The sequence below is a fragment of the Sphingopyxis sp. PAMC25046 genome, from assembly GCF_004795895.1.
Taxonomy (GTDB): Bacteria; Pseudomonadota; Alphaproteobacteria; order Sphingomonadales; family Sphingomonadaceae; genus Sphingopyxis.
Map to the genome: position 1 here is coordinate 2121571 of NZ_CP039250.1, position 25711 is coordinate 2147281.

Here is a 25711-nt window from a genome sequence, read left to right on the forward strand (position 1 = left end):
GAGTGGAAGATTTCACCGTCACGGCGCGGCTCTGGCGCTGGCAATCGGCGACGGCGCCCGCCGCCTGGTTCTTTGTGACCATCGCCGGCGATGAAGCCGATGGGATTCGCATGGCCGCGATGACCGGACAGTGGCTGGACGGGCGAAAGGGATTCGGCTCGGCGCGGGTCGAGGCGAGAATCGGCGAGACCAGCTGGAAGACATCGGTGTTCCCGCATAAGGAGAGCGGCGGCTGGCTGCTTCCGGTCAAGGCGATGGTTCGCAAGGCGGAAGGCCTTGCCGAGGGCGATGACGTGGTCGTGACGGTCAGTCTTTAGGCGGGGCTTCGGCCTTCGCGTCGCGGGCCTGCGCCTTGCGCTTGCGCAAATTGGCGCGCAGCGCGTCGGCCAGGCGGCGTTCGCGCTCGATATCGGCGGGGGACGGTGTTTTGCTCACGTGGCGGGCATGGACGCGAAATCGCTGCATCGTCAAGCCTCGCATCTTGACAGGGGAGGGACGCCCCGCCATAGGCCGCGCCTGCCCAGCGAACATGCGTTGGCGGGCGGCCCGGTTGCTGCTGTAGCTCAGTGGTAGAGCGCGTCATTGGTAATGACGAGGTCGACAGTTCAATCCTGTCCAGCAGCACCATTTTCCATTCGAAATGATAATCGATTTCAGCCGGACGCACCGCGCCTGCTTACCGGAATCTGTACGCTCCTGTCGACCGCTTTGCCGGCTTGTCGATAAGGTGTGGGAATTTTCGGGCCGGGAGGCATTGGCTTCCTTCGCGATGTTCGCTTCTTATGGCAAGCATGCGTTCAGGCGAGGGGTTTAACGCTTTGCGCGTCTGTGTTCGGCACGCCGATTCAAAGGAACTGCATTGCGACCTCCCGTCATTTTCAGAATGTTTGCGCCGGCTGCCATGGTTCTCGGCATTGCTCTGACAGTAGCGGGAAGCGGCTGTGCAGACGCAAAGGTCGAATCCGGTGAGGTTTCTGTGCTGGAGTTCATTCCCGACAATCAGCGTGCCGCGATTCTTGCTGGAACGTCGCGTTACGACGCCACGTCGGCGATCCACGCCGCTCGCGACAAGGTTCAGGGGACGGGAAAAACGCTGATTTTTCCGCAAGGGACCTATTATGTCGGCGAAATCAAGTTTTCGGGAACCAACTATCAAATCCGGACCGATGGCGTAACTTTCAGGCAGAAGCCGGGGCTGACGGGCGATAACCAGCTTCATCCGATTATCACATTTACCGCCGACGCCAATAATATACGAATGGGTGATGTGCGGTTGATCGGAAACATTGCGACCGATCGCGACGAATATTCGCACGGCATCGCCGTCCTAGCGGCCGATAACATCACGATCGGGAACGTCTATGGCGAGAATATCCGGGGCGATGTGCTTTATACCTACGGGCGGGCGACCAGCGAAGCCGAGCATCAGCGCAATCTCGTAACCGGCGTCGTAACGGGACGGAATATCTACCGTTGCATCGTGGCCATGGCCGGTGGAGAGGCGAAAATAGCCGGGATCGTCCAGGATGGGCCAGTCGGCTATCGCGATTTCGATGCCGAACCGAACCGAGAGGGGGCGTATCAACCGGTCATTGCCCGTATTGGCTCTATACAGGGCTCGGTGGTGCAGATCACCTCGGACGATCCGAATGTGATCAATGAATATATCCGCATAGACAGCCTCGACCTCGACGGAAGCAGGATAGCCAATTCGACGCCAAACCACCCGCATCACCCCGGCGTCAATGCCATTGCACTCAGCATAAACCGCGTTGCGTCGGTGGATATTCGCGAGTTGCGCGTCGAAAATTATCCCAGCTATCCGGTCGCGCTCTTCGACCGCTGGAAATCGGTGCGGATAGGCACGCTGGATTTCCGCAACAGCAACACCGTCGAAACCACATATAAAGCGATCGTGTTGCAACATGGCATGGCGGGCGAAGGCGTGCTGACGATCGACCGCGTGGTCGGGCGGTTGGCCGACCCCTCGCGCATGGTCCTGCGCTCGGATGAGGGGATGTTGAAGGTTGACGTCGGTCGGATGGATACGAGCGGCGGTCCGCGCGGCGTCTATCTCACCGGCCGCATCGGCGGCGTTCGCCTCAAAGGAAAAGGATTTCAATGACGAAGAATGACGCCCCTTTATCTGAGAGCTATGCCTTCCAACCGCTGTTATCTTGACGAGGTCATGCTTTTCCGGAACTGTGGTGCAGGGGCGGGCGCTTTGAGGAGAGCGCGACTTGGCGACCTTCAACCATATATTTCGCAAGGCATCTGAAGTGCCTGATCTTCCGAGCCCGTGGGAGTCGCCTCAATGGGTTTCCCATATGAATCGCTACGCCGACAGATTGAGCCATCCCACGGTGGCGGACCGTGTTCGCGAGTTGGCGCGGATCGCGCGATATGGCAACGGGCTGCCGCGGACCATGAGTCCGTTGAGGGCGTTGCTCCGGCGCAACGGCGGCGCGCCGATTCTCGATGTCGGCGGGGGCTTCGGCGATAATTTCATCCTTCTGCGGAAACATCTGGGTGAGACGCCCTATACAGTCGTGGACGGCGCCGAATCCTGCCGCGTCGGCAGGCGCGTGCTGGGAGATCGCGTCTGCTTTCAAACCGACCTGCCGACGGAGGGACAATATGGATTGTCCATTCTGATCGGGACCTTGCAATATATTCTAGATTCAAAGTCGTTCATTTCGGCCCTGTCGCGATTGTCGGGCGACACGATCTTCGTCAGCCGTTCGCCGCTTCGAAAAGCCGGCGATGATTTCTATTCCATTCAGGACATAACGCCCGAGCAAGGAGCGAGTTCGGCGGGCGAATGCGTTGTGCGGGTCCGAAACGTCGAGAATATGGCGGACGATTTTGCTCAGGCCGGTTTCGAACTGATCGAGAGCAAGGAAGTCATGAGTTACAAGGAACAGATGTCGTCGCTTCCCGAAGAATATCGCGATTGTTCCTATTTCAATATGACGTTCAGGAAAGTCGGTCTGATGCTGCTATGCTTGACGTTTACCGGCCAGCGGTACACCGCGGAACTGGCAATGGTTTGAAAGAATCTGGTTCAGATTTTTGCTGCTAGCAGCCAGTCGTGGAAAAGCTTCACTGCCGGCTGGCGTAGGGCGCGTGGGCGACATACGAACCAGTAGCTGTACGGGCTGTCGACATCGAAATCGAACAGGCGGACGAGGCGCGGATCGTGCGCATCATCGAAGTGGTGGCCGTGCATGAATGCGACCCCGATACCCTGTGCCGCCGCTTCCAACATCAGCGAGCCCGAATCGAAATAGTCGATCCCCGCAGGCTCAAGATAGGGCATTCCGATCGCCTTCTTCCATTCGGAAAAGGTCTCGGGCATCTCGCGGTGGAGGAGCACGGTCATCCGCTGCATCTGCTCGGGAACGCTGATCGCACGCTTGCCGTCGGTCAGCGTTCGCGATGCGATGGGGAACACCTTGTCCTGGTCGAGGCGCGCGGCGTAGAGCATCGGGTCGATCGAACGGGCCAGCGCAATCGCTGCGTCGATGCCGTCGCCCAGACGCGCTTCGCCATGCGACATAGTGTCGATATCGATATGCAGTTCGGGATGCTGTCGGCGCAGGTCGGGCAAGCGCGGGAACAGCCGCTGCTGCGCGAACAATGGCAGGACATTGAGGTGGAGGCGGAGCGACGCATCGGGGCTGCCGGCCTGGCCTATCACCGCGCGCAACTCATCGAGAATCGGCGACAATTGTTCGTGCAACGCGCGTCCGGTCTCGGTGAGGCTGAGCCCATGGTGATGCCGGTTGAACAGCGGACGTCCCACCGCATGTTCGAGCGTCTGGATACGCCGCGAAAGGGCGGGCATCGACAGGCCGAGTTCGATCGCCGCCGCCTTGACCGTGCCATGGCGCGCGACCTCAAGAAAGGCTTCCATGCTGCTGAGAGTGGGGAGGCGTGGCATATCGGTTGGCGATGATGACATGGGCGCGGCGGACATGCCAGAATTTTGTGCAGTGCGTCATAGATTGACGGGGAAGCGGGGTCGCAAATCGGGAACGACAACCTATGTTTCGCATTCTGACCTTTTTGAGGGAGATGCGCATTGGCCGAAGCAGCGGTAAAGGAAAAACAGGTGAAACTGCAGGTGGCGAATTCGCGCGCCGAGGAAAGCGGCGGCGGCATCGCCCGGATCCCGCGCTCGGCCATGGCCGAACTCGGCGTGACCGAGGGCGATATCATCGAGATCAGCGGCAAGCGGCAGACGGCTTCGCGGGTGGTGGCGCCCTATGCCGAGGATGAAGGGCTGGAGGTCATTCGCCTCGACGGCCTGCAGCGCGCCAATGCGGGGGCCGGTGCGGGCGACATGGTGGTTCTGAGCCGTGTCGAGACCCGCCCTGCGACGCGCGTGGTGTTCGCGCCAGCGCAGGAAAATCTGCGGTTGCAGGGATCGGCCAACGCATTGAAGCGCAGCTTCTTCGGCCGTCCAGTCGTTGCAGGCGATACGGTCGCGACCGCCGGGCAGCAGCGGCTGCCATCGGGCGACATGCCGCCGCAGCTTCGCCAGATGCTCAACGCGCCGGCCTATGCGCTCGCCGAGGTCCGCCTGCTCGTCGTGTCGGCGAGCCCCAAAGGCGTCGTCTTCATCGACGAGAATACCGAAATCGAACTGCTCCCCGAATATCAAGAGCCACAGGATGCGCGCCGCACCGACGTCACCTACGATGATCTCGGCGGGCTGGGCGAGACGATTGACCAGCTGCGCGAGATGGTCGAACTGCCGCTCCGTTATCCCGAATTGTTCCGCCGCCTCGGCGTTGATCCGCCCCGCGGGGTACTGCTGCATGGCCCGCCGGGAACGGGCAAGACGCGGCTCGCGCGCGCGGTGGCCAACGAAAGCGAAGCGCAATTCTTCCTGATCAACGGGCCCGAGATCATGGGCAGCGCCTATGGCGAGTCCGAAAAGCGTTTGCGCGACATCTTCGAGCAGGCGGCCAAGTCTGCGCCCTCGATCCTGTTCATCGACGAAATCGATTCGATCGCGCCGAAACGCGGGCAGGTGCAGGGCGAGGCCGAAAAGCGGCTCGTGGCGCAGTTGCTCACGCTGATGGACGGGTTGGAGCCGCGGACGAATCTTGTCGTCATTGCCGCTACCAATCGCCCCGACGCGATCGACGAGGCACTGCGACGTCCCGGTCGTTTTGACCGCGAGATCGTGATCGGCGTTCCCGACGAGAAAGGGCGCCGCGAGATATTAGGCATCCACACGCGCGGCATGCCGCTCGCCGACAATGTCGATCTGGATGAGCTGTCGCGCACGACCTTCGGTTTCGTTGGCGCTGATATGGCGGCGCTGACCCGTGAAGCGGCGATCGAAGCCGTTCGCCGGATCATGCCCAAGCTCAATCTCGAGGAAGGGACGATCCCGCCCGAGGTGCTCGAGGAATTGCGCGTGACGCGCGAGGATTTCAACAATGCGCTGAAACGCGTCCAGCCGTCAGCGATGCGCGAGGTGATGGTGCAGGCGCCCAAGACCCGCTGGAGCGACATCGGCGGCCTCGACGCGGCGCGAGACAAGTTGATCGAAGGGATCGAACTGCCGCTGAAGAATCCCGAGGCGTTCCGGCGCCTGGGAATCCGTCCCGCGAAGGGCTTTCTGCTCTATGGACCGCCCGGAACCGGCAAAACATTGCTGGCCAAGGCCGCAGCGCGCGAATCCGATGCCAATTTCATCTCGATCAAATCCTCGGACCTTTTGTCCAAATGGTATGGTGAGAGTGAGCAGCAGATCGCGCGACTATTCCAGCGCGCGCGTGCCGTCGCGCCGACAATCATTTTTATCGATGAACTCGATAGCCTGGTGCCTGCGCGGGGCAGCGGCACATCGGGCGAACCGCAGGTGACCGAACGCGTCGTCAACACGATACTCGCCGAGATGGATGGGATCGAGGAGATGCAATCGGTCGTCGTCATCGGCGCGACGAACCGCCCGAACCTGATCGACCCCGCGCTGCTGCGCCCGGGGCGGCTTGACGAACTCATCTACGTCTCGGTGCCGAATGCCGAGGGGCGCAAGCGCATCCTCGAAATCCAGACGGCGAAGATGCCGCTCGCGGACGACGTGGACCTAGGCATTCTCGCCGAAAAATCCGATCGCTTCACCGGCGCCGACCTGGAGGATCTGACACGGCGTGCGGGCCTCGCGGCGCTCAAGCGCTCGATGGGCAGCGATACGGTGACGATGGAGGACTTCGAGACCGCCCTCAAAGACACCCGCGCTTCGGTGACCGAAGCGATGGAGCGGGACTATGAAAAGATCCAGGGCGAGATCAAGCAGGCCGCAATGAGCGTCGACCCGATCGGCTTCTTTGCTCCCGGCATGCTCAAGCCGATCCGCGACCGTAAGCACGACGACACGCGGGACTGAGCCGCTACTCCTAAAGATCGGTCGAGGGCTGGTTTGGTTTCAACGCCGACCAGCCCCACAGGATCAGCCAGCCGCAGAAGCCGGCCATCAACCCATATGCGACCATCGGATGCCAATTGTAGAGCAGCACGCCGATGGCGGGCGATACGATATAGGCCGATCCGTTGATCGACGCGGTCATGCCGGCGACCGCTCCTTGGTCGCGACGCGGAACCGAGAGCGAGGCGCCGGCGGTGAAGCCGGGCCGGAACAGGCCAAAACCGAGCGAACCGAGCGCAAAGCCGATCACGATGCCGTGGAGGTCCTGCGCGAGGCCGGTCGTCAATATCCCGCCGATCGCGAGCACGGCGCCCCATAATACCGTCGGGCGCGGGGTCAGTTTGAACAGCGGGATCAGGCCCCATTGAGCGAGCAGGGTCGCGAACGCGCCCGCCATCAGCACCGTGCCGGTCAATCTGGCGGCGGTGTCCGGGTCGGCGCGCAATTGCAGGCGATCGAGGACGAGGAAGCCGATGACGCCCAGCATCATCGCCTGAGCCTGTCCGCCGAGGAAACCCGCGAGCAACCATGGACGGACTCGGCCGTCACGCCAGCCGAGAGGTTCCTGCTCGGGAGCGTCCGGATCGTTTTCCTCTTCGCCCGTCGGTTCGGCAGGACCGGCGGACAGAGGGTAGGGCGCGACGGCGCCGCGTGCGGCAAAGCGGGGCGTGTCGTTCGGCAGGCGCCAGCGCAGCATGATCAAGACGATCAGTCCAATCAACGCGAAGACGATCATGGGTCCGGCCAGTCCCACGACGGGCAGGATGAAATAGGGAGCGACCGCCGGCCCGATCACCGTCCCGAGTCCGAAAGAGGAGGAGACAAGCGACAGGGCTTGCGTACGTTCCGCGGGGTCGGTGCGCGACGCGACATAGGCTTGCACCGCGGGAGGAGATGCGGATCCGAGCCCGCCGTAAAGGCTACGGAACAGAGCGAAGACGATGAAGGTGAGCCCGGCACCGACAAGGCCGTTCAACCCGGCCCACAATACGATACCGCACAGTGCCATGGACGAGAGGAAGCCGGTGACGCCGAGCGCCATCAGCGCCTTGCGTCCACGTTTGTCGGATTGGCGCGCCCAGTGCGGCGCGGTGAGCACCCAAAGCAGCGCCGACCAGCTGAAAGCGAGGCTAACCCAAACGTCGGGAATGTGCAGCTTGGCGCCGATGGCGGGCAGGATCGACTGCATCGCCGTATTGCCTGCCGCGGCGACCAGCATGACGGCAAACAGCACCGCCATGCGGTCCGAAGGGATGGAATGCGATGTCGTCGCCATGTCCGCCCCTTCTTTGTTTGCCGTCGGTAACGTGGCTTCTCCCTACACGCGGGCGCCCCGCTGTCCAGAGTCAAGACAGACTCTTTCCTTGCGTGACCGCCACGATTTTGCCACGCATTTGACCAACCGCAACAACGCGAAAGCCATCATGACCAATCCGCGGGCGCAGGCCCAACAAACGAAAGCCCCGCTTGCCCGCCGGCTGCGCGTGGGCCTCAAGCGCTTTTTCGGGCCGTGGGGTATGTTCGTGCGCGGCTTTATCAAGCACCCGGTCATGGTGGGCTCGATCGTGCCGTCGTCGCCGACGCTGATCCGCCACATGCTGAAGCCTGTCGACTGGAAGAATACCAAGCTGTTCGTCGAATATGGCCCGGGCGTGGGCACTTTCTGCCGCCCCATCCTCGAACGGATGACGGGCGACGCGACGCTGATCGCGATCGACACCAACGAGGAATTCATCGATTATCTTCGCAAGGACATCCGCGACAGCCGCTTTATCGCGATTCATGGCTCAGCGGCCAACGTCGAGGAAATTATTCGCGCGCATGGCTTCGAAAAGGCCGATTATGTCCTCTCCGGTCTGCCATTCTCGACGCTGCCCGCCGGCGTCGGCCCCGCCATCGCAGCGGCGACACACCGTGTATTGCGTCCAGGCGGCGCTTTCCTCGTCTATCAATTCCGCGCCCGCGCGCGCGATTTCCTCGCGGCGCACTTCAACCGCATCGACAATGCATTCGAGTGGGTCAATGTCCCGCCCTGCTTCCTCTTCTGGGGCTGGAAGGACTGACTGTCCGAGAAAAGGCTAAACGTCCGGGTCGGGGTCGCCGAGCCCGAAGTTGAGTTTTCGCGATACCGTATAGTCGACGACGCCAACGACGAACCAGGCTAGCGTCCAGCGCAGCCGCGTCAGCCAACTGCCGCGCGCCTTGTGCGACTGCGACGTGATGATCTCGCAGTCGGGCCGGAGCGCCGTGAGGAAGTTGCGCATCTTTTCGGCGAAGCCAGCGTCGGCGATCCGCACCATCACCTCGACGTTCACGAACAGGCTGCGTACGTCGAAATTGGCCGATCCGATATAGACGACATCGTCGATGACGATCAGCTTCATGTGCAACCGGCACGGCCGATATTCCCAGACCTCGGCGGTCTTGCGCAAAAGATAGCCATAGAGCAGCCGTGACGCGCCGATCGTTGCCGGATTGTCCGACTTGCCCGCCATCACGAACCGCGCGCGGCCGCGCCGGGCGACGCGGCCGAGCCGGCGCAGCATTCCCTGACCCGGCGAGAAATAGGCCATCGCCATATCCAGCTGCCGCGCATCATCCAGGTCGGCGCGAACCGCCCGTGCCCAGGGAGAGAGGCGCTGCGTCGGTCCCCCGACGAGCCAAGAGACAGCCTCGCCATCGACAGGCCATTCGCGGATCAGCCTCCGCAAGGTCAGCACCTTGCCGTCGTTGTTGACGGTGTACTCGTGGATCTCGGCGAACCATCGCGCGGCGCGAGCGACCGTCGGACCTTTCACAATCATTCCGATGTCGAACCAGCAGTCGCTGCGCGGCGGGCTCAGATAATCGTCGGCGATATTAAACCCGCCGGTGACCGCGATATAGTCGTCGATCAGAATCAGCTTTTGATGATTGCGGATAAGATAGGTCGACCGCCAGCGGCGCGAGAAGAAGGTAACACTGCCGCCCGCTTCGCGGAGTGGGGCGAAGAGGCTGTCGGGCGTGTCGCCCGATCCGAAACTGTCGATCACCGCACGGATGCGGACGCCGCGCTTCGTTGCCGCCAGCATGGCATCGAGAATGCGCCGACCCGCCGTATCGTCCTCGAAGATATACATGATGAGGTCGATGCTGTGCGCCGCGCCGTTGATCAGATCGAGCAGCCGTGTCAGCCGATCGCCGCCGTCGAAGAGCAGTTCTATACGATGACCCGCTACGTCCGCCGACAGGCTCTGGTGCAGGTCGGCGGAAGGGCAGAGGTCGCTCATTGATCGTTCATAGGCTGGCGGCCGCAAATGTCGCAAGAGTGCCCTCCGATTGACATAATAGGGCCGGGCTGCTAGCGCGTAGCGCTTGCCGCCACGCCCTTGGGCTGGCTTCTCCGATACCTAAGGAAACAATATGGCCCGCGTTACCGTCGAAGATTGCGTCGACAAGATTTCCAACCGCTTCGACCTGGTTCTGCTCTCCGCGCATCGCGCACGGGAAATCTCGGGTGGTTCGGAACTGACCGTCGACCGCGACCGCGACAAGAATCCCGTCGTCGCGCTGCGCGAGATCGCCGAACAGACGATTCGTCCCAAGGATCTGCAGGAAACGCTGGTCGGTTCGATGCAGAAGGTTGTCGTTGACGATGACGACACGCCCGATGAAATCAGCTCGATCAGCCGCTCGGCCGAAGCGCTGCGCCTGACCGCGGCGGCGCCGCCGCGCAGCCCCGCAGGCGGTGGCGGCGACTTCGAATAAGCGCTGCCGAAAAATCGATCACCAAGGGGGCCGCAGGAAACTGCGGCCCTTTTGTCAGTCAACGTGCGTCAGTTCGGCGATCCGGATCGTCTTCGAAGCCAGCATCGGCTCCAGAATGCGCTGGATGCGGTGCGCACGCGGCGAGCCGACCACGATGTTGAACAGGCTGTTGGCGATCACATCGGCGATCTGAACGCCATCGCTGCGACGGCTGTCTGCGAGCGAGGCGCGCCCCCACTGACCGAGCCCGGCCTGAATCTCCTCGCGGACATGCGCCAGGATTTCGGGATCGTAGCGCCCGTCGTCTATCACGACGTCGGTGCAGACGCCTCCCGTTTCCGGAAGCCAGTGGCCGACCGCGCTGTTGAGCAATGCGCCGTAGAGCTCGAGATCACTAGGCAGGGTGCCGCCGGGATTCTGCGCCAGCTTGTCGCGCTCGGCGACCGCGACCCATGCCCTGCCGCCGGCGCGGTCGAACAGTTCGAGCAGGTAGGCGCGCTCGACAAGACTAATACGACTACCTTTGAGTTCGCCGCGCAGCCCGGTGACGCCGCGGAAACGATCGTGGATTTCGGTCGCTGCCTGGGGGGTGAGCATCACCGCCGAGAAGGTCATCGCGCCGGCGTTGAGCCCGCCCGATTCGTCGCAATAGATCGTCATTCCGAGGGGTTACCGCACACGCCCGAAAAAGGCGACCGTGCGCGTCTGGCCGGGCGCGACCGCGTCGGCCCACTTCCAGCGGACATGCGTAACGTCGGCCGCGGTCGCGGGGCGGGTCGCTCCGCCCTCGACCGGCACCGCCAAGTCGGAAAGCGGCGCAAACTGTTTGCCGCTGTCCACCGAGACGCCGAAACCCGCCTCGTCGTCGGTGCCGTCGAACAACAGTGCTTGCGGGATCGGATTGGCGATCACCACGCCCGACGCAGGTTCCGCGCCGTTATTTGTGAAGGCGAGCGAGATGCGCACCCGGTCGCCCGGAACGACGATGTCCGGCGTGAGGTACGTCTTGGTTGCGGGCTGTCCGTCTGCGGCAGGGGTCGATTTTTCTAGTTCGACCTTGCTGGTCAGCGTGCCTGTGCTCTGCGCCAGCGCGGGCGGGGCGCCGATCGCCAGAAGCGCTGCCGCCGCCAGAATGCCCCACTTCTTGCCCGTCATCGCTTCCTCCCTTGGTCCTCGCCAGCATCTTTGGCGCATCAGACAGGGCAGGGATAGCGTTTCTTCATCAGGGCATCGAAGGCCGAATAGATGCTGACTTTCCGCCGCACGGAAACCGGATAGCTGCGCAGATGCGACAGCCATTGATCGGGGCTGAGATCGCCCGACTCAGGCGGACAACTCGTCGTCTTGCGACCGGCACGGCGTTCGGCATCGATACGTGCCTTGTAGCGTTTGCCTGCCGCGATGACCTCACCTTTGAGTTGATGGCCTTGCGGTGTCGCGAGCGCGAGCGGACCGAGCCGCTCGATCGATGCCGCGCGTGCGAGAAACGCCGCTACGCTCATGTCGCCCGGCGCCATGGCACAGAGGAGGGGAGCGATGAGCAGGAGAGGCAGGAGGCGCGCATGTTTCGCGTTGATCATGCGCCGCACCTTCCCCCCAGCCAATGAATGGTCCCTGAAGAGGGAGCCAGACCGAGCCCTACGCGCCCTGCGGATTGGCGTCGCCGAACGGGCGCGGCTTGCGCTTGATCTGCGGAACGCCGCCGGCATGACCCGAAACCGGGGTGCCACGCTTGTCAGCATCATCCTCGCGGCCGATGTCCTCGCCCTTGATCGCGCGCTTCGCCTCCTCGCCCGACAGCGTCTCATATTCGAGCAGCGCGCCGGCGAGCAGGTGGAGCTCGTCGAGATGGTCGGTAAGTACCTTGCGCGCGACCTTTTCGCCTTCCTCGACGAGGCGGCGAACCTCGGCGTCGATCAACTTGGCGGTTTCTTCCGACATGTTCTGGGCGCGCGACACGCTGTGGCCGAGGAAGACCTCGTCCTGGTTGTCGCGATAGCGTAGCCAGCCCAATTTTTCGGACATGCCATATTCCATGACCATCGCGCGGGCCATGTCGGTCGCCTGCTGAATGTCGTTCGAGGCGCCCGTGTTGAGCTCGTCCTTGCCATAAATGAGCTGCTCGGCAATGCGGCCGCCGAAACAGAGCGCGAGGCGCGCCTTCATCTGCTTCATATTCTGCGAATAGCGGTCGCGTTCGGGCAGGTTCCACGTCACCCCCAGCGCGCGGCCGCGCGGGATGATCGTGACCTTGTGAAGCGGGTCGTTGTGCTCGACGTGGAGCGAGACCAGCGCGTGACCGGCTTCGTGATAAGCGGTCGCCTTCTTCTCGTCCTCGGTCATCACCATCGAGCGACGCTCGGCACCCATCATCACCTTGTCTTTCGCTTCCTCGAACTCGTTCGAGGCGATCAGGCGCTTGCCCTTGCGCGCGGCGAGCAGCGCCGCTTCGTTGCAAAGATTAGCCAGATCGGCGCCCGAGAAGCCGGGAGTGCCACGCGCGATCCGGCGCAGGTCGACATCGGGGGCGAGCGGCTTCTTGCGCGTGTGGACTTCGAGTATCTTCTGACGGCCTTCGATGTCAGGGCGCGGCACGACGACCTGGCGGTCGAAGCGGCCCGGACGCAGCAGCGCGGGGTCGAGCACGTCGGGACGGTTTGTCGCCGCGACGATGATGATGCCCTCGTTAGCTTCGAAGCCGTCCATTTCGACAAGAAGCTGGTTCAGCGTTTGTTCGCGCTCGTCATTGCCGTTGCCAAGCCCGGCGCCACGGTGGCGGCCGACGGCGTCGATTTCGTCGATGAAGACGATGCAAGGTGCGTTGCGCTTGGCCTGTTCGAACATGTCGCGAACACGCGAAGCACCAACGCCGACGAACATTTCGACGAAATCCGAACCCGAAATGGTGAAGAAGGGCACGCCCGCCTCACCCGCGATCGCGCGGGCGAGCAAGGTCTTGCCGGTGCCGGGCGAGCCGACGAGCAAGGCACCCTTCGGAATCTGACCGCCGAGTTTCGAAAATTTGGTCGGATCCTTCAGGAATTCGACGATTTCCTCGAGCTCTTCGCGCGCCTCGTCGATGCCCGCGACATCGTCGAAGGTCACGCGGCCCTGCTTTTCGGTGAGCATCTTGGCGCGCGACTTGCCGAAGCCCATCGCGCCCGAGCCGTTATTCTTCTGAACCTGGCGGAAGACGAAGAAGGCAATGCCGAGGATCAGCAGGAAGGGCAGCGACTGGACGAGCATATACATCCAGAAATTCGGTACTTCGGTTGCTTTCCCATCATATTTGACGCCATTTTCATTGAGCATCTTGAGCAGCTCGGGATCGCGCACGACGTTCGCGGTAAAGCGGTCGCCGTTCGAAAGCGTGCCCGTGACCTTGTCTTCGGAGAGGACGACGTCCTTGACGCTGCCTTCCTCGACCTTCTGGCGGAATTCCGAATAAGCGAGCGGACTGCCCGCGGGCTGCGCGGCGCCGCCGAACATCGAGGCGACGAGGAGCATGGCGAGCAGGATGCCGCTCCAGATCATCACGCTCTTCATCCAGGGGTTGCCCTGCGGTTCCTTGTCGTCCTGCATTCGGAATCTTTCCTATCGTCGCGCGCACATGCGAAGCTGATCCCCACAAGATAGGATAATCGGGTTAAATGACAATGAGGCAATCAGGCCTTTTTAGGGGCTTTCCGCCGCGGCGCCGCGGAAATGCGCCAGATCGTCCCCTCGAGGCCGCGCACGGCATCGATCAGCAGCGCGCCGACCATCGCGCGGCGCCCCTGCCGCATTGCCGCGATGACGCCGTCGAGTGAGGCGCCGCGCAGGACCAGTTGCGGCGCGTTGGCGCGCAAACGTTGCGCGACGATGCGGCGGAACATTTCGGGCGGATATCCATCGTCGCGGATTACCGCGATGTCGGAGGCGTCGGGCCATGAGGCGACCAGGCGTTCGACCGCCCAGTCGAGCGCCTCGTCGGCTTCGGCTAGCCACGCCGCCGACCGCGCCGACGCCACCGGGTCAAGCGCGGTCTGCGATCGCAGCGCATGGCGCAGCCGTGCGCGGTCGAAGCGATCGTCGCTGTTCGACGGATCGTCCACGAAGGGAAGGTCGTTTTCGAGCGCGAGGTGCACGAGTTCGCTTCGCCGCCAGTCAAGCAGCGGGCGCAGAAGCAGGCCGTTCTTCGCGCGGATCGCGGCGAGCCCGCCGACACCGCTCGACCGGTTGAGCCGCATCACGATCGTTTCGAGCTGGTCGTCGGCGTGATGCGCGGTGACGATATGGTCGAGCGCGTTCGCTTCGCGCCATTGTTCGAGCAGGCGGTAGCGTTCGGCGCGCGCAGCGGCCTGCTGCGATCCGGTGATCGGCGCCGGCGGACGCAGCGTCGAATGCGGGATATGCTCGCGCGCGCAAAAACCCGCGACCATCCGCGCCTCGTCGTCCGATCCCTTGCGCAGACCATGATCGACCGTCGCCGCCCAGACCTGTCCGGGCAGCAGGCTGGTCATCAGCCAGAGCAAAGCCATTGAGTCGGGGCCGCCCGATACCGCAACGCCGTAATGGAGCCGGTGCCAGTCGGGGCCGAGCAGCGCCGCGATATCGCCGGCGAGCCGGCCGGCGACGTCGCGATCAGCAGCCTGCTTTTGCTTTTGCGGCGGCAGCATCGGTGCGGACATCCTGTGGCGCCTTGTCGCCATAGACTTCGTCGAGCTCGCGGAACGCCTTGCAGGCGTCGGCCTTGCGACCGAGCTTGTCGAGCGCGATGCCCATGTAAACGAGGCTGTGCGGCGCGCGCGGGCCGCTCGGGCGGTCCTTGTAATTATTGTAGAAGGCGACCGCGGCGAGGCTCGGTTTGCCTTCGTCGAGATAGGCGCGGCCGAGCAGATTCTGCGCAAAGCTCGCATAGCTGCTCTTCGGCCATTCGGCGACGACTGTCTTCAGCTGCGCCTGCGCTTCGGGATAGAGTTTGGCGTCCCACAGGCGATAGCCATAATCATAGGCATCCTTGGTCTCGTTGCCCGTCGACGGCACTTCGACCTTTTTTACAAGCGCGAGCCGTGCCGCGTCGGGCGCGCCGGGCTTTGCCGCAGGTTTGCTGGCCGGCTTTTTCGCGGGTGTCGCGGCAGCGGTCGCGGGTGCCTTGACCACGGGGGCGAGGCTCGCGGGGGTGGCCGCCGGGTCAGCCGCCGCCGGATCGACCGCTGCTGGATCGGCGAAGCGTTTGTCCATTTCGGCCTTGTAGGCGGTGAACGCCTTTTCGAGCTCGCGCAGCTGGAAGGCGTTCTGCTCGGTCTGCCCGGTCAGCATCTGCAACTGCGCCTCAAGCGCATCGACGCGCGCGGTCAGGTCGATCACCGGGGCGTTGGTGCGCGAACGTTCGCCCGGGGTATTGTCGGGCGCGATCTCGCCTTCGAAAAAGGTCGGGCTACCGCCCGGGAAGACCGAACGCTGGACCGCCCGCATTTCCTTTTCGAGCCGATCGACGCGCTTGCCGATATTATTATCCTGCGCCGCTGCCGGCATCGCCGCTGTGAGCGCGATCGTTGCCGCTCCGAGGAAAGTGATCTGACGCATCATCATCTGCCGTTAGGCCCCCACTGATTAACCAATTTCGCCGTCCATAACGCGGCAATCGGCGCCAGTGCAAACCCATTTAGGCGCGCTGCCGTTCGAACCGGCCCGAACGACCGGCGTTTCAAGCCCTGTTTGCCCCTGATCGTCGCGGCAGTCAGCCTTTGGGGCGCGGCCCCGCGGGGGCTGCCGCGCCGCTGCCTCCGGTGGGCGCGACAAGATCGGCGGGTTTCAGCGAAATGCCTTTCACGAGCGTGTCGGCGGGGCCGATCGACCCGACGTCACGGCCGCCGACCGTGACCCGCAGCGCTTGAGGAATGCTCGTACGCAGCGTGAATTGTTCGATATAGGCCGGCGGCACCTGATAGACTTCGCCCGCCTCGAGCGTGCGCCAATTCTCGGTCTTGCCCGTCGCATCGTCGAAGCCGATCCAGACTTCCGACAGGCCGGTCAGCACGACCGGCGCGTTGGCCGCGACCGCGCCCGCCTTGGTCGCGGGCGTCGCGGCGGCGTCGCTCTGCGGCGCTTCGGATTCATCGGCGGCACGGTTCTGCGCGGCGATCAAAGCCTCGTCGGGTTCGACCGACAGGAAACGCCAGACGCCATAAGCCGATGCGAGCAGCAGCGTGACGATGACCAGGGTCCAGGTCAGTCGCGCGGTCGGCAGCCGCGCGGGATCGGTCGGTTCGTAGGCTTCGTAAAGCGGCCGCGAGCCATATTCGTCGTCTTCGAGTTCCTGACGCACCGCAGCGCCGATTTCGGCCTCGGGCAGGTCGACCGCACGGGCATAGGCGCGCGCGAAACCCGTGACATAGGTTCGGCCCGGAAGTTCCGAAAAATCTGACTTTTCGATCGCGGCGAGATGGCGCTGGGTGATGCGCGTCCGCGTCGCCACATCGGCGAGCGACAGACCCGCCGCTTCCCGCGCCAGCCGAAGCCGATCGCCGGTGCGCGTGATCGCCAACTCGCCCTGTTCGGGGGCGACGTCCTCATCCGTCATTGCTGTCTCCGTGCCGGCCGTTTGACCCAGGTTCGACCGTGTCACCCGTTCATCGCATTGACGGCGCGCGAAAGTCAAATGAAGTTCGGTAAACGGACGGTTTGAAAAGAAGCGGGATTTGGGTTTGCCAGTCGGGGGTGGATTCGAGTGTGTGACGGCTTGAGGGAGAGCGACTTTGAGGTGAGCGATCAGGCGTCTATTTTGCTTCGTTATTCCGAATTTGATCCGGGAGCCCTTATGACGGCGCGGCTATGGCTTCCGGGTCAAGTCCGGATGGTGATTGATAAGAGAGGTCGCAACCGGCGGTTGGCCGTTGCACCCTAAAGGACATATTTGCTGAGGTCGGTGTCGCCGACGACGTCGGCGAGCTGGCTGTCGACATAGGCGGCATCGATGTCGAGCGTCGTGCCGCCCGCGTCTTCGGCGGTGAAGCTGATTTCCTCGACCAGCCGCTCCATGATCGTCTGGAGCCGGCGCGCGCCGATATTCTCGACCTTTTCATTCACCTCTGCCGCGAGTTTCGCGACGCGCGCGATGGCCTCATCGGTGAAGTTCAGCGTCACGCCCTCGGTGCCGAGCAGCGCCGCATATTGTTCGGGAAGTCCGGCCTTTGTCTCGCTGAGAATACGAACAAAATCCTCTTCGGAAAGCGCGCCGAGTTCGACGCGGATGGGGAGGCGGCCTTGGAGTTCAGGGAGGAGATCGCTGGGCTTGGCAACATGGAAGGCACCCGACGCGATGAAGAGGATATGATCGGTCTTCATCGGGCCATATTTGGTCGCGACCGTCGTGCCCTCGATCAGCGGCAACAGGTCGCGCTGGACGCCCTCGCGGCTCACCGAGCCGCCGCGCACGTCGCTGACCGCAATCTTGTCGATCTCGTCGAGGAAGACGATGCCGTTCGCCTCGGCATCGGCGAGCGCGACGCGCGCGACATCATCTTGGTCGAGCCGCTTGTCCTGCTCTTCCTCGATCAGCCGCGTCGCGGCCTCGATGACTTTCAGCTTGCGGCGCTTCTTGGGCGGGCCGCCCATCGCCTTGCCGAGCATGTCCGACAGGTTGATCATGCTCATCTGCCCCGGCTGGCCGGGCAATTCGAACGACATGGGCGCGTCGACGACCTCGATCTCGACCTCGCTCTCGTCAAGGTGACCCTCACGGATGCGCTGGCGGAAACTCTGGCGTGTCGCCTCGCTGGCGCCCTTGCCCGTGAGCGCGTCGAGCAGCCGCTCCATCGCCGCCTCTTCGGCGGCGGCACGCACCGCTTCGCGGCGGCGGTCCTTCTCGAGCCGCACCGCTTCCTCGACAAGGTCGCGTGCGATCTGTTCGACGTCGCGGCCAACATAGCCGACCTCGGTGAACTTGGTCGCCTCGACCTTGATGAAAGGCGCGTCGGCGAGCTTCGCGAGGCGGCGCGAAATCTCGGTCTTGCCGCAGCCCGTGGGCCCGATCATCAGGATGTTCTTGGGGCTGACCTCGTCGCGCAGGTCGGGAGACAGCTGCTGGCGGCGCCAGCGGTTGCGCAGCGCCACCGCGACCGCGCGCTTCGCCGCGGTCTGGCCGATGATATGCGTGTCGAGCGCGGCGACGATCGCCTTCGGGGTCAGGTCTTTGTTCATATGTCGGAGAGGTCCAGCAGAAAGAATTTCATGTGACGGCTAGATGGGAAGGGGGCCGATCAAGTCAAGCGGGGTCAAGTCAAGCCGGGCAGCGGAAACCCGCGAACAGCTTCTGGTGCGAGGCGACGATGCGCGCGATGCGATCGGGTTGGGGCTCGGCCTCCCATATGTTGCGTTCGTAGCTGCCGCCGATCACGATCCCGTCGGCGCGCGGGAACATATAGCCCGCCTCGCCGGTGAAGGCATAGCGCACCTCGGGCTGCGGGATGAGAATGGCGAGCTGGCCGCGGATCGGGATCAATTCCGTGTCGCCGAACAGCTCGCGCGCGCCGAGCCCGGTGCAGTTGAAGACGAGCGTTTCGGGGAGCGACGCGATCTCGGCGGGCGTGGCGAAGCTGCGTACCGCGATGCGGCCGCCCGCGCCCTCGATATCGCGCATCATCTGGCGGAGGTAGCGGCCGGTTTCGACATAGATCGTGTCATATTGCCAGAGCCGCTCGACCGGAAAGGGATGCTCGTCTCGGTGAAGCGCGCGCGCCGCAGGCGGGAAGGTCGCAAGCTTGGGCTCCTCGGGCGTGCCTTCGGAATAGGTCGTCAGCCAGCGCACCCCATAATCGTCGCCGACCATGATCTGGAAGCGCCGCCAGCTGTAATCGAGCGCCGCGGTGAACTGCCGCCGCCATTCGGGGGTCACGGCGTCGGTCTTGAACAGGCCGAAGGGGTGGAATTGCCCGCCGGCGATGTTCGAGGTCGTGTCAGGCGGCAGCGCCTTGGCATAGACGGTGACGGAAAAGCCCGCCTCCTGCAGCAGCCGCGCGGTCGACAGGCCGACGATGCCGGCGCCGATCACCGCGACGGGGCCGGCGTGGCCGGGTGCGCCCATCTCGACCGCGAGTTTCGCGGTGCCCCAACTCATAGTGATGCCCGAACCGCCGTGGCCGTAATTGTGGACGAGCCGCTTGGCGCCGAGCGTATCGGCGCGGACGACGAAGCCGCCGGGGCGATAGGGGCGCAGGCCGGCAAGGGTGCGGATGACGCGGTCGGGCGTTGCCTTCACCGGCGTGAGGCAGGCGGAAGGGGGGCGTGCGGTGGTGGTCGCGCAGCCGGGGAGTGCGACTGCGGCGCAGGCGGCGACGAAATGGCGGCGAGGGAGCGCTTGAATCACCTCGCGACCATAGTGGCTTAGCCCTTGATGTCGATGGTCTCGGACGTGAACTGGTCGTTGGTGTAAACGCAGATGTCGGCGGCGACCTCCATCGCCTTCTTCGTCAGCACCTCGGGGTCCTTTTCATAGTCGGCGAGCGCGCGCGCGGCCGAAAGCGCGTAATTGCCGCCCGAGCCGATCGCTGCGATTCCGCCCTTGGGTTCCAGCACGTCGCCGTTGCCGGTGATGACGAGCGTGACCTCCTTGTCGGCGACGATCATCATCGCTTCCAGATTGCGGAGATATTTGTCGGTGCGCCAGTCCTTGGCGAGTTCGACCGCGGCGCGTAGCAATTGGCCGTTATGGCGCTCGAGCTTAGCCTCGAGCCGTTCGAAGAGGGTGAATGCGTCGGCGGTCGCGCCCGCGAAGCCGCCGATGACACTGCCGTCGTGGAGACGCCGCACCTTGCGGGCATTGGGTTTCATCACCGTCTGGCCCATCGACACCTGGCCGTCGCCGATGATGACGACCTTGTCTTCGCTGCGGGCAGAGAGGATGGTGGTTCCGTGCCAGGGCGCGGCACTTTGCGCATGGGGATTGGTCATGCCGCGCGATATGGGCGATGGGCGGCGGGGCCGCAAGGGGAAGGCGTTTGACTTCAGGCCGGCGGATTGCCGGCGAGATGTTCAACGATTGCCTTGACCTCCTGCGCGCGGTCGCGCGGAATGATCAAAATGTCGTCGCCATGGGTCACGACCACCAGATCGGAAACGCCGACGACCGCGATGCGCCTGCCCTTGTCGGCGCGGAGATAATTGCCGGCCGCGCCGATCGCGATCACGTCGCCGATGCGAACATTGCCCGCTTCGTCCTTGCCGCCGAGGTCGTGCAGCGCCGCCCAGCCGCCGACGTCGGACCAGCCGGGATCGACCGGGACGACGACTACGCTTTCGGCACCCTCCATCACGGCATAGTCGATCGAGTTCGACGGGCTGGCAAGGAAGGCTTCGTCGCCGGGATGAATTTGCACACCGTCGTGCCGTGCCGCCGCCGCAGAGGCGGCGCACGACGAAGCCATCGCGGGTTGTTGTCGTTCGAGTTCGGCGAGGAAACGGTCGGCACGCATCAGGAAGATGCCGGCGTTCCAGTAATGACCACCCTCGGCGAGCATTTCCTCGGCTTTGTCGCGCGGCGGCTTTTCGACGAAGCGCCGCACCGTGTGGACGCCCGGCGCGCCGGTCAGCGGGTCGCCCGCGGCGATATAGCCATAACCGGTTTCGGGATAGGCAGGGGCGATGCCGAAGGTGGCGAGCGCACCGGCCGCGATCGCCGGGCGCGCAGTCTCGATCGCGTCGAGGAAGGCCGGGACGTCGGTCATCACATGGTCGGCCGGCATCACGAGGATCATCGCGGCCGGATCGGCGGCGAGCGTCGCAAGCGCCGCGAGCGCGATCGCCGGAGCGGTGTTGCGTGCTGCTGGCTCAACGATGATCCGCGCATCGGTAACCCCCGCCGCCGCCAGATCGGCCTCGACAAAAGCTACATGGCCAGGACCGCACACGATAAGCGGTGCGGCGAAGCGGGTGCGGTCGACCGCCCGATCGAGCGTTTGCCGGAACATGCTGTCGCTTCCGGTCAGCGGCTGGAACTGTTTGGGCGCGGCGCCAGTCGACATCGGCCACAGGCGCGTGCCCGAGCCGCCGGATAGGATGACGGGGACGATGCTGTTCATATCGGGCCTTTAGGGAAGGAAATCAGGCGGGCCAACATAGCAGTGCGCGCGCGCCGGACGCGAGCGCGATGGCGTCTGCGCGATCCGTCGCCACGCATTCGCCCAGCTTTACCGTTTCGCCGGCAATGCTGCACCCCCGTGACAATGGGGTGAAGGTGAAGTCGGCCGTTTCCCGTGGCAGGAATGTTACGGCCTCGAGCCCTGAGAGGTGGAGCAGGCGGAAGTGCGGACCGTCGACAAGCATGCGGTTTGCGCTCGCGTCGACGCGGCCATCGCGGTGGTCGGGTCGCGGAGCGGTCTCCGATACCGCGAGACCGGCATCGAGATGCAGCTCACGCGGCCGGCCATAGTCATAGAGGCGATAGGTGCAGTCGACATTCTGCTGCACCTCGACGACGGTGAGCCCCGCGCCGATCGCGTGGATCGTGCCGGCCCGGTTATAGACGAAATCATCGGGCTTTGCCGCGCGCCAGTCGATCATGTCGACGATCGAACCGTCGAGCGCGGCGTCGTGCAGCAATTCGCGGGTCGTTGGTGCGACAAGGCCGACGCCGAGCTCGGCATCGGGTTCGGCATCGAGCACCAGCCAGCATTCTTCCTTGCCGCGTGGATAGCCCGCCGCCTGCGCGTCGTCGTCGCCGGGATGGACCTGGATCGATAGCCGTTCCGAGGTGAAGAGGAATTTGACCATGATCGGGGCGTCGGCGCCGCCCGGGTGCGCAAACCATATCTCACCCACTCGTCGGTCGCCGAAATCGCCGAAATCCCTCGGAATGTCGGTGCGCCCCCACGGCTTTTCGACAATGATGGTTTCGAGGCGTTTCAGTATCGGCATGTAAGGTCGGAATCTGTCGTTCTTTCCGCCGGGACGGCGCCTGATGGAGATTGATCGATAGCCGATAATGGCTACTTTGCTGCGCAAAAGCGAGCAGGAAGGTCAGGCCGCTCTGTGCAGGCGGCTGCCGTTCGCACCGCTCGGCTGGTCGAGCCACAGGCCGCGGGTGTCATAAACGATCTTGTCGCCGCGTTCCTCGATCGGGATCGACTTGAAGAGGTCGTGATCGACGAGGACGATCAGCAGGTCACAACCCGCCAGCGCGCTGTCGAGGTCGATCAGTTCGGCCCCGGTGCCCGCGAATTCCATCGGCAGGCCACGCGCATAGGGTTCGACGATCTCGATCTGCTTGCCGAAGCGACGCGCGAGCGCGGCGGCGACCTCGACCGCGGGGCTTTCGCGGAAATCGTCGATATTGGGCTTGAAGGCGAGGCCGAGGCAGGCAACGCGCGCGCCGGGATGCTGCGACACCAGCATTTCGGCGGCGCCGATGACATGCGCGGTCTTGGCAAGATTGACCTCGCGCGCGGTGCGGATCAGGCGGCTGTGCTCGGGCGCGCCATGGACGAGGAACCATGGATCGACTGCGATGCAATGGCCGCCGACGCCGGGGCCCGGCTGAAGGATGTTGACGCGCGGGTGACGGTTGGCAAGGCGGATCACCTCCCACACGTCGACCCCCATATGCTCGGCCATCATCGAAAGTTCGTTGGCGAAGGCGATGTTGACGTCGCGATAGCTGTTTTCGACCAGCTTCACCATTTCGGCGGCGCGCGCCGAGGTGGTGACGCAGGCGCCGCGCACGAACTGGCGGTAGAAGGTCATCGCGCGACGCGCGCAGCGCGGGGTGATGCCGCCGATGCAGCGGTCGTTGTCGACGAGCTCGACAAGGATGCGGCCCGGAAGGACGCGCTCGGGGCAATAAGCGACGAAGATGTCGGCGGCGCCCGAGCAAGCGCCCGGCACCTTGAGGTCGGGGCGGAGCTCGGCGAGCAGCGCGGCGACCTTTTCGGTCGTGCCGACGGGCGAGGTCGATTCGAGGATGACGAGATTGCCCGGCTGGAGCCGGGGCGCGATCGCGCGCGCGGCCGAAAGAACGTGGCCGATGTCGGGGCGATGTTCCTCGTCGTGCGGCGTCGGCACGGCGATGACGAATACGTCGGCGGGAGCGACTTCGGTCGAGGCGGTGAGCGCGCCGCGCGACACGACGCCCTGGACGAGCCCGTCGAGATCGACTTCCTCGATGTGCACCTTGCCGTTGTTGACGGTGTCGACGACATGCTGGCTGACATCGACGCCGGTGACCTTGTTGCCCGAGCGCGCGATCAGCGCGGCGGTGGGCAGGCCGATATAGCCGAGGCCGAGGACGGTGACCGTCTGTTCGCTATCAATGGGCACGCGCAACAATCTCCGATATTCGTTCCGCCGCGCGGCCATCCCCGAAGGGATTATGGGCGCGCGCCATGGCATTATAGGCGGTTTCATCGTCCAAAAGGCTGAAAATTTCAGAAACGATGCGATTTTTGTCGGTGCCGACGAGCCGCGCGGTGCCCGCTGCGATGCCCTCGGGGCGCTCGGTCGTCTCGCGCATCACGAGAACCGGTTTGCCGAGCGAGGGCGCTTCCTCCTGCACCCCGCCGCTGTCGGTGAGGACCAGACTGCACATCCCGAGCAGCCGGACGAAATGCGGATAGTCGAGGGGATCGATCAGCGCGACATTGGCGAGATTGCCGAGGATTGGCTCCATAGCGCTGCGTACATGCGGGTTGGGATGGACCGGAAAAACGACCGCGACATCGTCGCGCGCGGCGATCCCGGCGATCGCCTCGGCGATGGCTTTCATGCCCTCGCCGAAATTCTCGCGGCGGTGCGAGGTGACCGCGATGATCCGCCGGCCCGTAAAACGCGCGGCCAGGGGATCGAGACCCGCGGCGAGCGAAGGCTCGTCGTCGATCCGTGCTTTCGTCGCGAGCAGCGCGTCGATCACGGTGTTGCCGGTGATGTGGATTCGCTCCGCAGGCACATTTTCGGCGCGCAAGGCGGCGGCCGCCGTTTCGGTTGGCGCGAAATGCAGATCGGCGACCGCGCCCGCCACCTTGCGGTTCACCTCCTCGGGCCAGGGATGATAGATATTGCCGCTGCGCAGTCCCGCCTCGACATGACCCACGGGAATCTTGCGGAAATAGGCGGCGAGCGTCGCCGCCATCGTTGTCAGCGTGTCGCCGTGGACGAGGATACGGTCGGGCGTTTCGCGATCGAACGTCTCGCCGAGGCTGGTGACGAGTTTAGCGAGCAACGCGTCGAGCGACTGGTTGGGGGTCATCACGTCGAGGTCGACCTCGGGCGTGATGCGTGCAATTTCGAGAACCTGATCGAGCATTTCGCGATGCTGTGCGGTCACGCAGACGCGCACGTCGATCGCATCATGTCCCTGTAGAGCATGAACGACGGGAAACATCTTGATCGCTTCGGGGCGCGTACCGAAGACCGCCATCACTTTCATCTATCGATCCTCTGGCATTGGTCGCCCCCCGCAAACGGGCAATGGCCGGGTGGCTAATGCTTGATTAAGCAGCAAAGATTGCGACACCCTTAAACCACCCCGTTCGCCGCATAAAGCGATCCGGCAGACCGAGTGCAACATCTGCCTCGCCAAGCCGTTATTGTCTCTTGCCGGCCGGGAGGCTAGGGGCGCTGGGCGCCTGATGGCCCGGCTCGCCCGCGTCGCCAGCGAAATTATTTGGAAGTTGGACCTTTTGATGTTCTGGAAGCGCAAGAGCAAGCCCGATCCCTCCGCGCGGGACAGCTTTGCCATCCCTGCGGGGCAACGCGTCTATGCGATCGGCGACATTCATGGACGCGACGATCTTTTTTCGGAGCTCGTCGACCTGATCCGCGCCGATAATATGACGCGCGGTCCTGCGCGGGTGACACTGATACTCCTTGGCGACCTGGTGGACCGCGGTCCGCAATCCGCCGAGGTCGTCGAGCGGGCGATCCGCCTGCGCGAAGAGTTCGAGGATTTGCGTTTGCTGATCGGCAATCACGAGGAATGTTTTCTGGCGGCGCTGACCGGCGATGTCCGCCGTTTGCGCTATTTCATGCGGATAGGTGGCGACGCCACCGTCGCCAGCTATTGGAACGACGATCTGAGCCTCACGTCCGCGAGCTTCGAGGAGGTGGCCGAGCGTCTTCCCGCGATGGTGCCTGCGGCGCATGTCGATTTCCTGGGCCAGGGCGAAGACATCATCACGATCGGCGACTATGTTTTCGTCCACGCCGGCATCCGCCCTGGCGTAGCTCTGGAACGGCAATCGCTCGCCGACCTGCGCTGGATCCGGGAAGATTTCCTGCAGGATGAACGCGATCACGGGGTTATGGTCGTCCATGGGCATACGATCCGCGACGAAATCGACGAATGCCCGAACCGCATCGGTATCGATACGGGCGCCTATCAATCAGGCGTTTTGACGGCGATCGTCCTCGAGGGGACGGCAAGATGCTATCTGAGGACCAAGGGGGTTTCGGTGTCCGGCCTCGCGGCGGCATAGCCAAAGAGGGTGCCTTTGGCTGATATTGATCTCGGCCTAAAGGCTTCCCCATAACCCGGCCTTTGCCGTTGCG

The 25711-nt window shown here is 63.8% G+C and carries 25 protein-coding genes and 1 tRNA gene; 8 read left to right on the forward strand and 18 right to left on the reverse strand.

Annotated features, from left to right (window positions below; translation table 11 throughout):
* The first annotated feature begins 2 nt into the window (after window positions 1-2).
* Window positions 3-317, forward strand: coding sequence for a DUF1905 domain-containing protein (locus E5675_RS09945; protein WP_136174370.1), 315 nt, complete (start codon window positions 3-5; stop codon window positions 315-317).
* Here E5675_RS09945 and E5675_RS21480 read toward each other — a convergent pair.
* Window positions 307-471 carry a hypothetical protein gene (locus E5675_RS21480; RefSeq protein WP_168707759.1) on the reverse strand — a complete coding sequence of 55 codons (165 nt, stop codon included), beginning with the start codon at window positions 469-471 and terminating at the stop codon, window positions 307-309. The two genes, E5675_RS09945 and E5675_RS21480, sit on opposite strands and share 11 nt — an antisense overlap.
* A gap of 81 nt (window positions 472-552) precedes the next feature.
* Between E5675_RS21480 and E5675_RS09950 the strand changes: the two genes are divergently transcribed.
* The 3 genes from E5675_RS09950 (at window position 553) to E5675_RS09960 (ending at window position 3053) form a co-directional block, all read left to right on the forward strand.
* A tRNA-Thr gene (locus E5675_RS09950) sits at window positions 553-627 on the forward strand.
* A 232-nt stretch (window positions 628-859) separates the two neighbouring features.
* Window positions 860-2125 carry a hypothetical protein gene (locus tag E5675_RS09955; protein WP_168707840.1) on the forward strand — a complete coding sequence of 422 codons (1266 nt, stop codon included), beginning with the start codon at window positions 860-862 and terminating at the stop codon, window positions 2123-2125.
* 202 nt (window positions 2126-2327) lie between these two features.
* On the forward strand, window positions 2328-3053 hold the full coding sequence (locus E5675_RS09960) for a methyltransferase domain-containing protein (RefSeq protein WP_168707841.1): 726 nt from the start codon (window positions 2328-2330) through the stop codon (window positions 3051-3053).
* Between the two features lie 11 nt (window positions 3054-3064).
* On the opposite strand, the gene E5675_RS09965 is transcribed toward E5675_RS09960, so the two are convergent.
* Window positions 3065-3943: a LysR substrate-binding domain-containing protein gene (locus E5675_RS09965; RefSeq protein ID WP_136174373.1), complete on the reverse strand. Its 879-nt coding sequence runs from the start codon at window positions 3941-3943 to the stop codon at window positions 3065-3067.
* Window positions 3944-4084: 141 nt separating this feature from the next.
* On the opposite strand from E5675_RS09965, the gene E5675_RS09970 reads away from it, so the two are divergent.
* Window positions 4085-6406, forward strand: a complete 2322-nt coding sequence (locus tag E5675_RS09970) for a CDC48 family AAA ATPase (protein ID WP_247594858.1) — start codon at window positions 4085-4087, stop codon at window positions 6404-6406.
* A 10-nt stretch (window positions 6407-6416) separates the two neighbouring features.
* Here the strand turns inward: E5675_RS09970 and E5675_RS09975 are convergent, their stop codons facing one another.
* Window positions 6417-7721: an MFS transporter gene (locus tag E5675_RS09975; RefSeq protein ID WP_136174374.1), complete on the reverse strand. Its 1305-nt coding sequence runs from the start codon at window positions 7719-7721 to the stop codon at window positions 6417-6419.
* A gap of 148 nt (window positions 7722-7869) precedes the next feature.
* Between E5675_RS09975 and E5675_RS09980 the strand changes: the two genes are divergently transcribed.
* A complete protein-coding gene (locus E5675_RS09980) occupies window positions 7870-8508 on the forward strand; it encodes a methyltransferase domain-containing protein (protein ID WP_136176412.1) in 639 nt (212 codons plus the stop codon).
* A 15-nt stretch (window positions 8509-8523) separates the two neighbouring features.
* Here E5675_RS09980 and E5675_RS09985 read toward each other — a convergent pair whose 3' ends face one another.
* Window positions 8524-9714 (reverse strand): phosphatidylserine/phosphatidylglycerophosphate/cardiolipin synthase family protein, encoded by a 1191-nt coding sequence (locus E5675_RS09985; RefSeq protein ID WP_136174375.1) that lies wholly within the window; start codon window positions 9712-9714, stop codon window positions 8524-8526.
* Window positions 9715-9847: 133 nt separating this feature from the next.
* Between E5675_RS09985 and rpoZ the strand changes: the two genes are divergently transcribed.
* The gene (rpoZ, locus tag E5675_RS09990) at window positions 9848-10192 is read left to right on the forward strand and encodes a DNA-directed RNA polymerase subunit omega (protein WP_037557031.1); all 345 of its coding nucleotides are present in this window, start codon (window positions 9848-9850) and stop codon (window positions 10190-10192) included.
* A 54-nt stretch (window positions 10193-10246) separates the two neighbouring features.
* Here the strand turns inward: rpoZ and E5675_RS09995 are convergent, their stop codons facing one another.
* The 14 genes from E5675_RS09995 to wecB all read right to left on the reverse strand — a co-directional run bounded on the left by E5675_RS09995 (window position 10247) and on the right by wecB (window position 24590).
* On the reverse strand, window positions 10247-10852 hold the full coding sequence (locus tag E5675_RS09995) for a DUF3800 domain-containing protein (protein ID WP_136174376.1): 606 nt from the start codon (window positions 10850-10852) through the stop codon (window positions 10247-10249).
* Window positions 10853-10861: 9 nt separating this feature from the next.
* Window positions 10862-11347 carry a hypothetical protein gene (locus tag E5675_RS10000; RefSeq protein WP_168707842.1) on the reverse strand — a complete coding sequence of 162 codons (486 nt, stop codon included), beginning with the start codon at window positions 11345-11347 and terminating at the stop codon, window positions 10862-10864.
* Between the two features lie 38 nt (window positions 11348-11385).
* Entirely contained in the window at window positions 11386-11772 is a 387-nt protein-coding gene (locus E5675_RS10005) for a hypothetical protein (RefSeq protein WP_136174378.1), read from the reverse strand.
* A 58-nt stretch (window positions 11773-11830) separates the two neighbouring features.
* Entirely contained in the window at window positions 11831-13774 is a 1944-nt protein-coding gene (gene ftsH, locus E5675_RS10010) for an ATP-dependent zinc metalloprotease FtsH (RefSeq protein ID WP_136174379.1), read from the reverse strand.
* 83 nt (window positions 13775-13857) lie between these two features.
* Window positions 13858-14862 carry a tRNA lysidine(34) synthetase TilS gene (tilS, locus tag E5675_RS10015; protein ID WP_136174380.1) on the reverse strand — a complete coding sequence of 335 codons (1005 nt, stop codon included), beginning with the start codon at window positions 14860-14862 and terminating at the stop codon, window positions 13858-13860.
* Window positions 14816-15766 (reverse strand): hypothetical protein, encoded by a 951-nt coding sequence (locus tag E5675_RS10020; protein ID WP_136174381.1) that lies wholly within the window; start codon window positions 15764-15766, stop codon window positions 14816-14818. Before E5675_RS10020 ends, tilS begins: the two co-directional genes overlap by 47 nt.
* A 148-nt stretch (window positions 15767-15914) precedes the next feature.
* On the reverse strand, window positions 15915-16757 hold the full coding sequence (locus E5675_RS10025) for a helix-turn-helix domain-containing protein (protein WP_136174382.1): 843 nt from the start codon (window positions 16755-16757) through the stop codon (window positions 15915-15917).
* Window positions 16758-17077: 320 nt separating this feature from the next.
* Entirely contained in the window at window positions 17078-18376 is a 1299-nt protein-coding gene (gene hslU / locus E5675_RS10030) for an ATP-dependent protease ATPase subunit HslU (protein WP_136174383.1), read from the reverse strand.
* A gap of 79 nt (window positions 18377-18455) precedes the next feature.
* Window positions 18456-19541, reverse strand: coding sequence for an FAD-dependent oxidoreductase (locus E5675_RS10035; protein ID WP_247594859.1), 1086 nt, complete (start codon window positions 19539-19541; stop codon window positions 18456-18458).
* A 17-nt stretch (window positions 19542-19558) separates the two neighbouring features.
* Window positions 19559-20125 carry an ATP-dependent protease subunit HslV gene (gene hslV / locus E5675_RS10040; RefSeq protein ID WP_136174384.1) on the reverse strand — a complete coding sequence of 189 codons (567 nt, stop codon included), beginning with the start codon at window positions 20123-20125 and terminating at the stop codon, window positions 19559-19561.
* A gap of 53 nt (window positions 20126-20178) precedes the next feature.
* Window positions 20179-21252 (reverse strand): mannose-1-phosphate guanylyltransferase/mannose-6-phosphate isomerase, encoded by a 1074-nt coding sequence (locus tag E5675_RS10045; RefSeq protein WP_136174385.1) that lies wholly within the window; start codon window positions 21250-21252, stop codon window positions 20179-20181.
* Window positions 21253-21274: 22 nt separating this feature from the next.
* Window positions 21275-22087: a class I mannose-6-phosphate isomerase gene (locus tag E5675_RS10050; protein WP_247594860.1), complete on the reverse strand. Its 813-nt coding sequence runs from the start codon at window positions 22085-22087 to the stop codon at window positions 21275-21277.
* A gap of 102 nt (window positions 22088-22189) precedes the next feature.
* Window positions 22190-23485, reverse strand: a complete 1296-nt coding sequence (wecC, locus tag E5675_RS10055; protein WP_136174386.1) for a UDP-N-acetyl-D-mannosamine dehydrogenase — start codon at window positions 23483-23485, stop codon at window positions 22190-22192.
* Window positions 23475-24590, reverse strand: coding sequence for a UDP-N-acetylglucosamine 2-epimerase (non-hydrolyzing) (wecB, locus tag E5675_RS10060; protein ID WP_136174387.1), 1116 nt, complete (start codon window positions 24588-24590; stop codon window positions 23475-23477). Before wecB ends, wecC begins: the two co-directional genes overlap by 11 nt.
* A gap of 256 nt (window positions 24591-24846) precedes the next feature.
* Between wecB and E5675_RS10065 the strand changes: the two genes are divergently transcribed.
* Window positions 24847-25638, forward strand: coding sequence for a metallophosphoesterase family protein (locus E5675_RS10065; protein ID WP_136176415.1), 792 nt, complete (start codon window positions 24847-24849; stop codon window positions 25636-25638).
* The last annotated feature ends 73 nt before the right edge of the window (window positions 25639-25711 follow it).

Bases quoted from the DNA above. Each gene is read 5' to 3' on its own strand.
- E5675_RS09960 (WP_168707841.1), top strand. From the start codon at position 2,328: ATGAATCGCTACGCCGACAGATTGAGCCATCCCACGGTGGCGGACCGT.
- E5675_RS09965 (WP_136174373.1), bottom strand. From the start codon at position 3,943: ATGCCACGCCTCCCCACTCTCAGCAGCATGGAAGCCTTTCTTGAGGTC.
- E5675_RS09975 (WP_136174374.1), bottom strand. From the start codon at position 7,721: ATGGCGACGACATCGCATTCCATCCCTTCGGACCGCATGGCGGTGCTG.
- E5675_RS09980 (WP_136176412.1), top strand. From the start codon at position 7,870: ATGACCAATCCGCGGGCGCAGGCCCAACAAACGAAAGCCCCGCTTGCC.
- E5675_RS09985 (WP_136174375.1), bottom strand. From the start codon at position 9,714: ATGAGCGACCTCTGCCCTTCCGCCGACCTGCACCAGAGCCTGTCGGCG.
- rpoZ (WP_037557031.1), top strand. From the start codon at position 9,848: ATGGCCCGCGTTACCGTCGAAGATTGCGTCGACAAGATTTCCAACCGC.
- E5675_RS09995 (WP_136174376.1), bottom strand. From the start codon at position 10,852: ATGACGATCTATTGCGACGAATCGGGCGGGCTCAACGCCGGCGCGATG.
- E5675_RS10000 (WP_168707842.1), bottom strand. From the start codon at position 11,347: ATGACGGGCAAGAAGTGGGGCATTCTGGCGGCGGCAGCGCTTCTGGCG.
- E5675_RS10005 (WP_136174378.1), bottom strand. From the start codon at position 11,772: ATGATCAACGCGAAACATGCGCGCCTCCTGCCTCTCCTGCTCATCGCT.
- ftsH (WP_136174379.1), bottom strand. From the start codon at position 13,774: ATGCAGGACGACAAGGAACCGCAGGGCAACCCCTGGATGAAGAGCGTG.
- tilS (WP_136174380.1), bottom strand. From the start codon at position 14,862: ATGTCCGCACCGATGCTGCCGCCGCAAAAGCAAAAGCAGGCTGCTGAT.
- E5675_RS10020 (WP_136174381.1), bottom strand. From the start codon at position 15,766: ATGATGATGCGTCAGATCACTTTCCTCGGAGCGGCAACGATCGCGCTC.
- E5675_RS10025 (WP_136174382.1), bottom strand. From the start codon at position 16,757: ATGACGGATGAGGACGTCGCCCCCGAACAGGGCGAGTTGGCGATCACG.
- hslU (WP_136174383.1), bottom strand. From the start codon at position 18,376: ATGAACAAAGACCTGACCCCGAAGGCGATCGTCGCCGCGCTCGACACG.
- hslV (WP_136174384.1), bottom strand. From the start codon at position 20,125: ATGACCAATCCCCATGCGCAAAGTGCCGCGCCCTGGCACGGAACCACC.
- E5675_RS10045 (WP_136174385.1), bottom strand. From the start codon at position 21,252: ATGAACAGCATCGTCCCCGTCATCCTATCCGGCGGCTCGGGCACGCGC.
- E5675_RS10050 (WP_247594860.1), bottom strand. From the start codon at position 22,087: ATGCCGATACTGAAACGCCTCGAAACCATCATTGTCGAAAAGCCGTGG.
- wecB (WP_136174387.1), bottom strand. From the start codon at position 24,590: ATGAAAGTGATGGCGGTCTTCGGTACGCGCCCCGAAGCGATCAAGATG.
- E5675_RS10065 (WP_136176415.1), top strand. From the start codon at position 24,847: ATGTTCTGGAAGCGCAAGAGCAAGCCCGATCCCTCCGCGCGGGACAGC.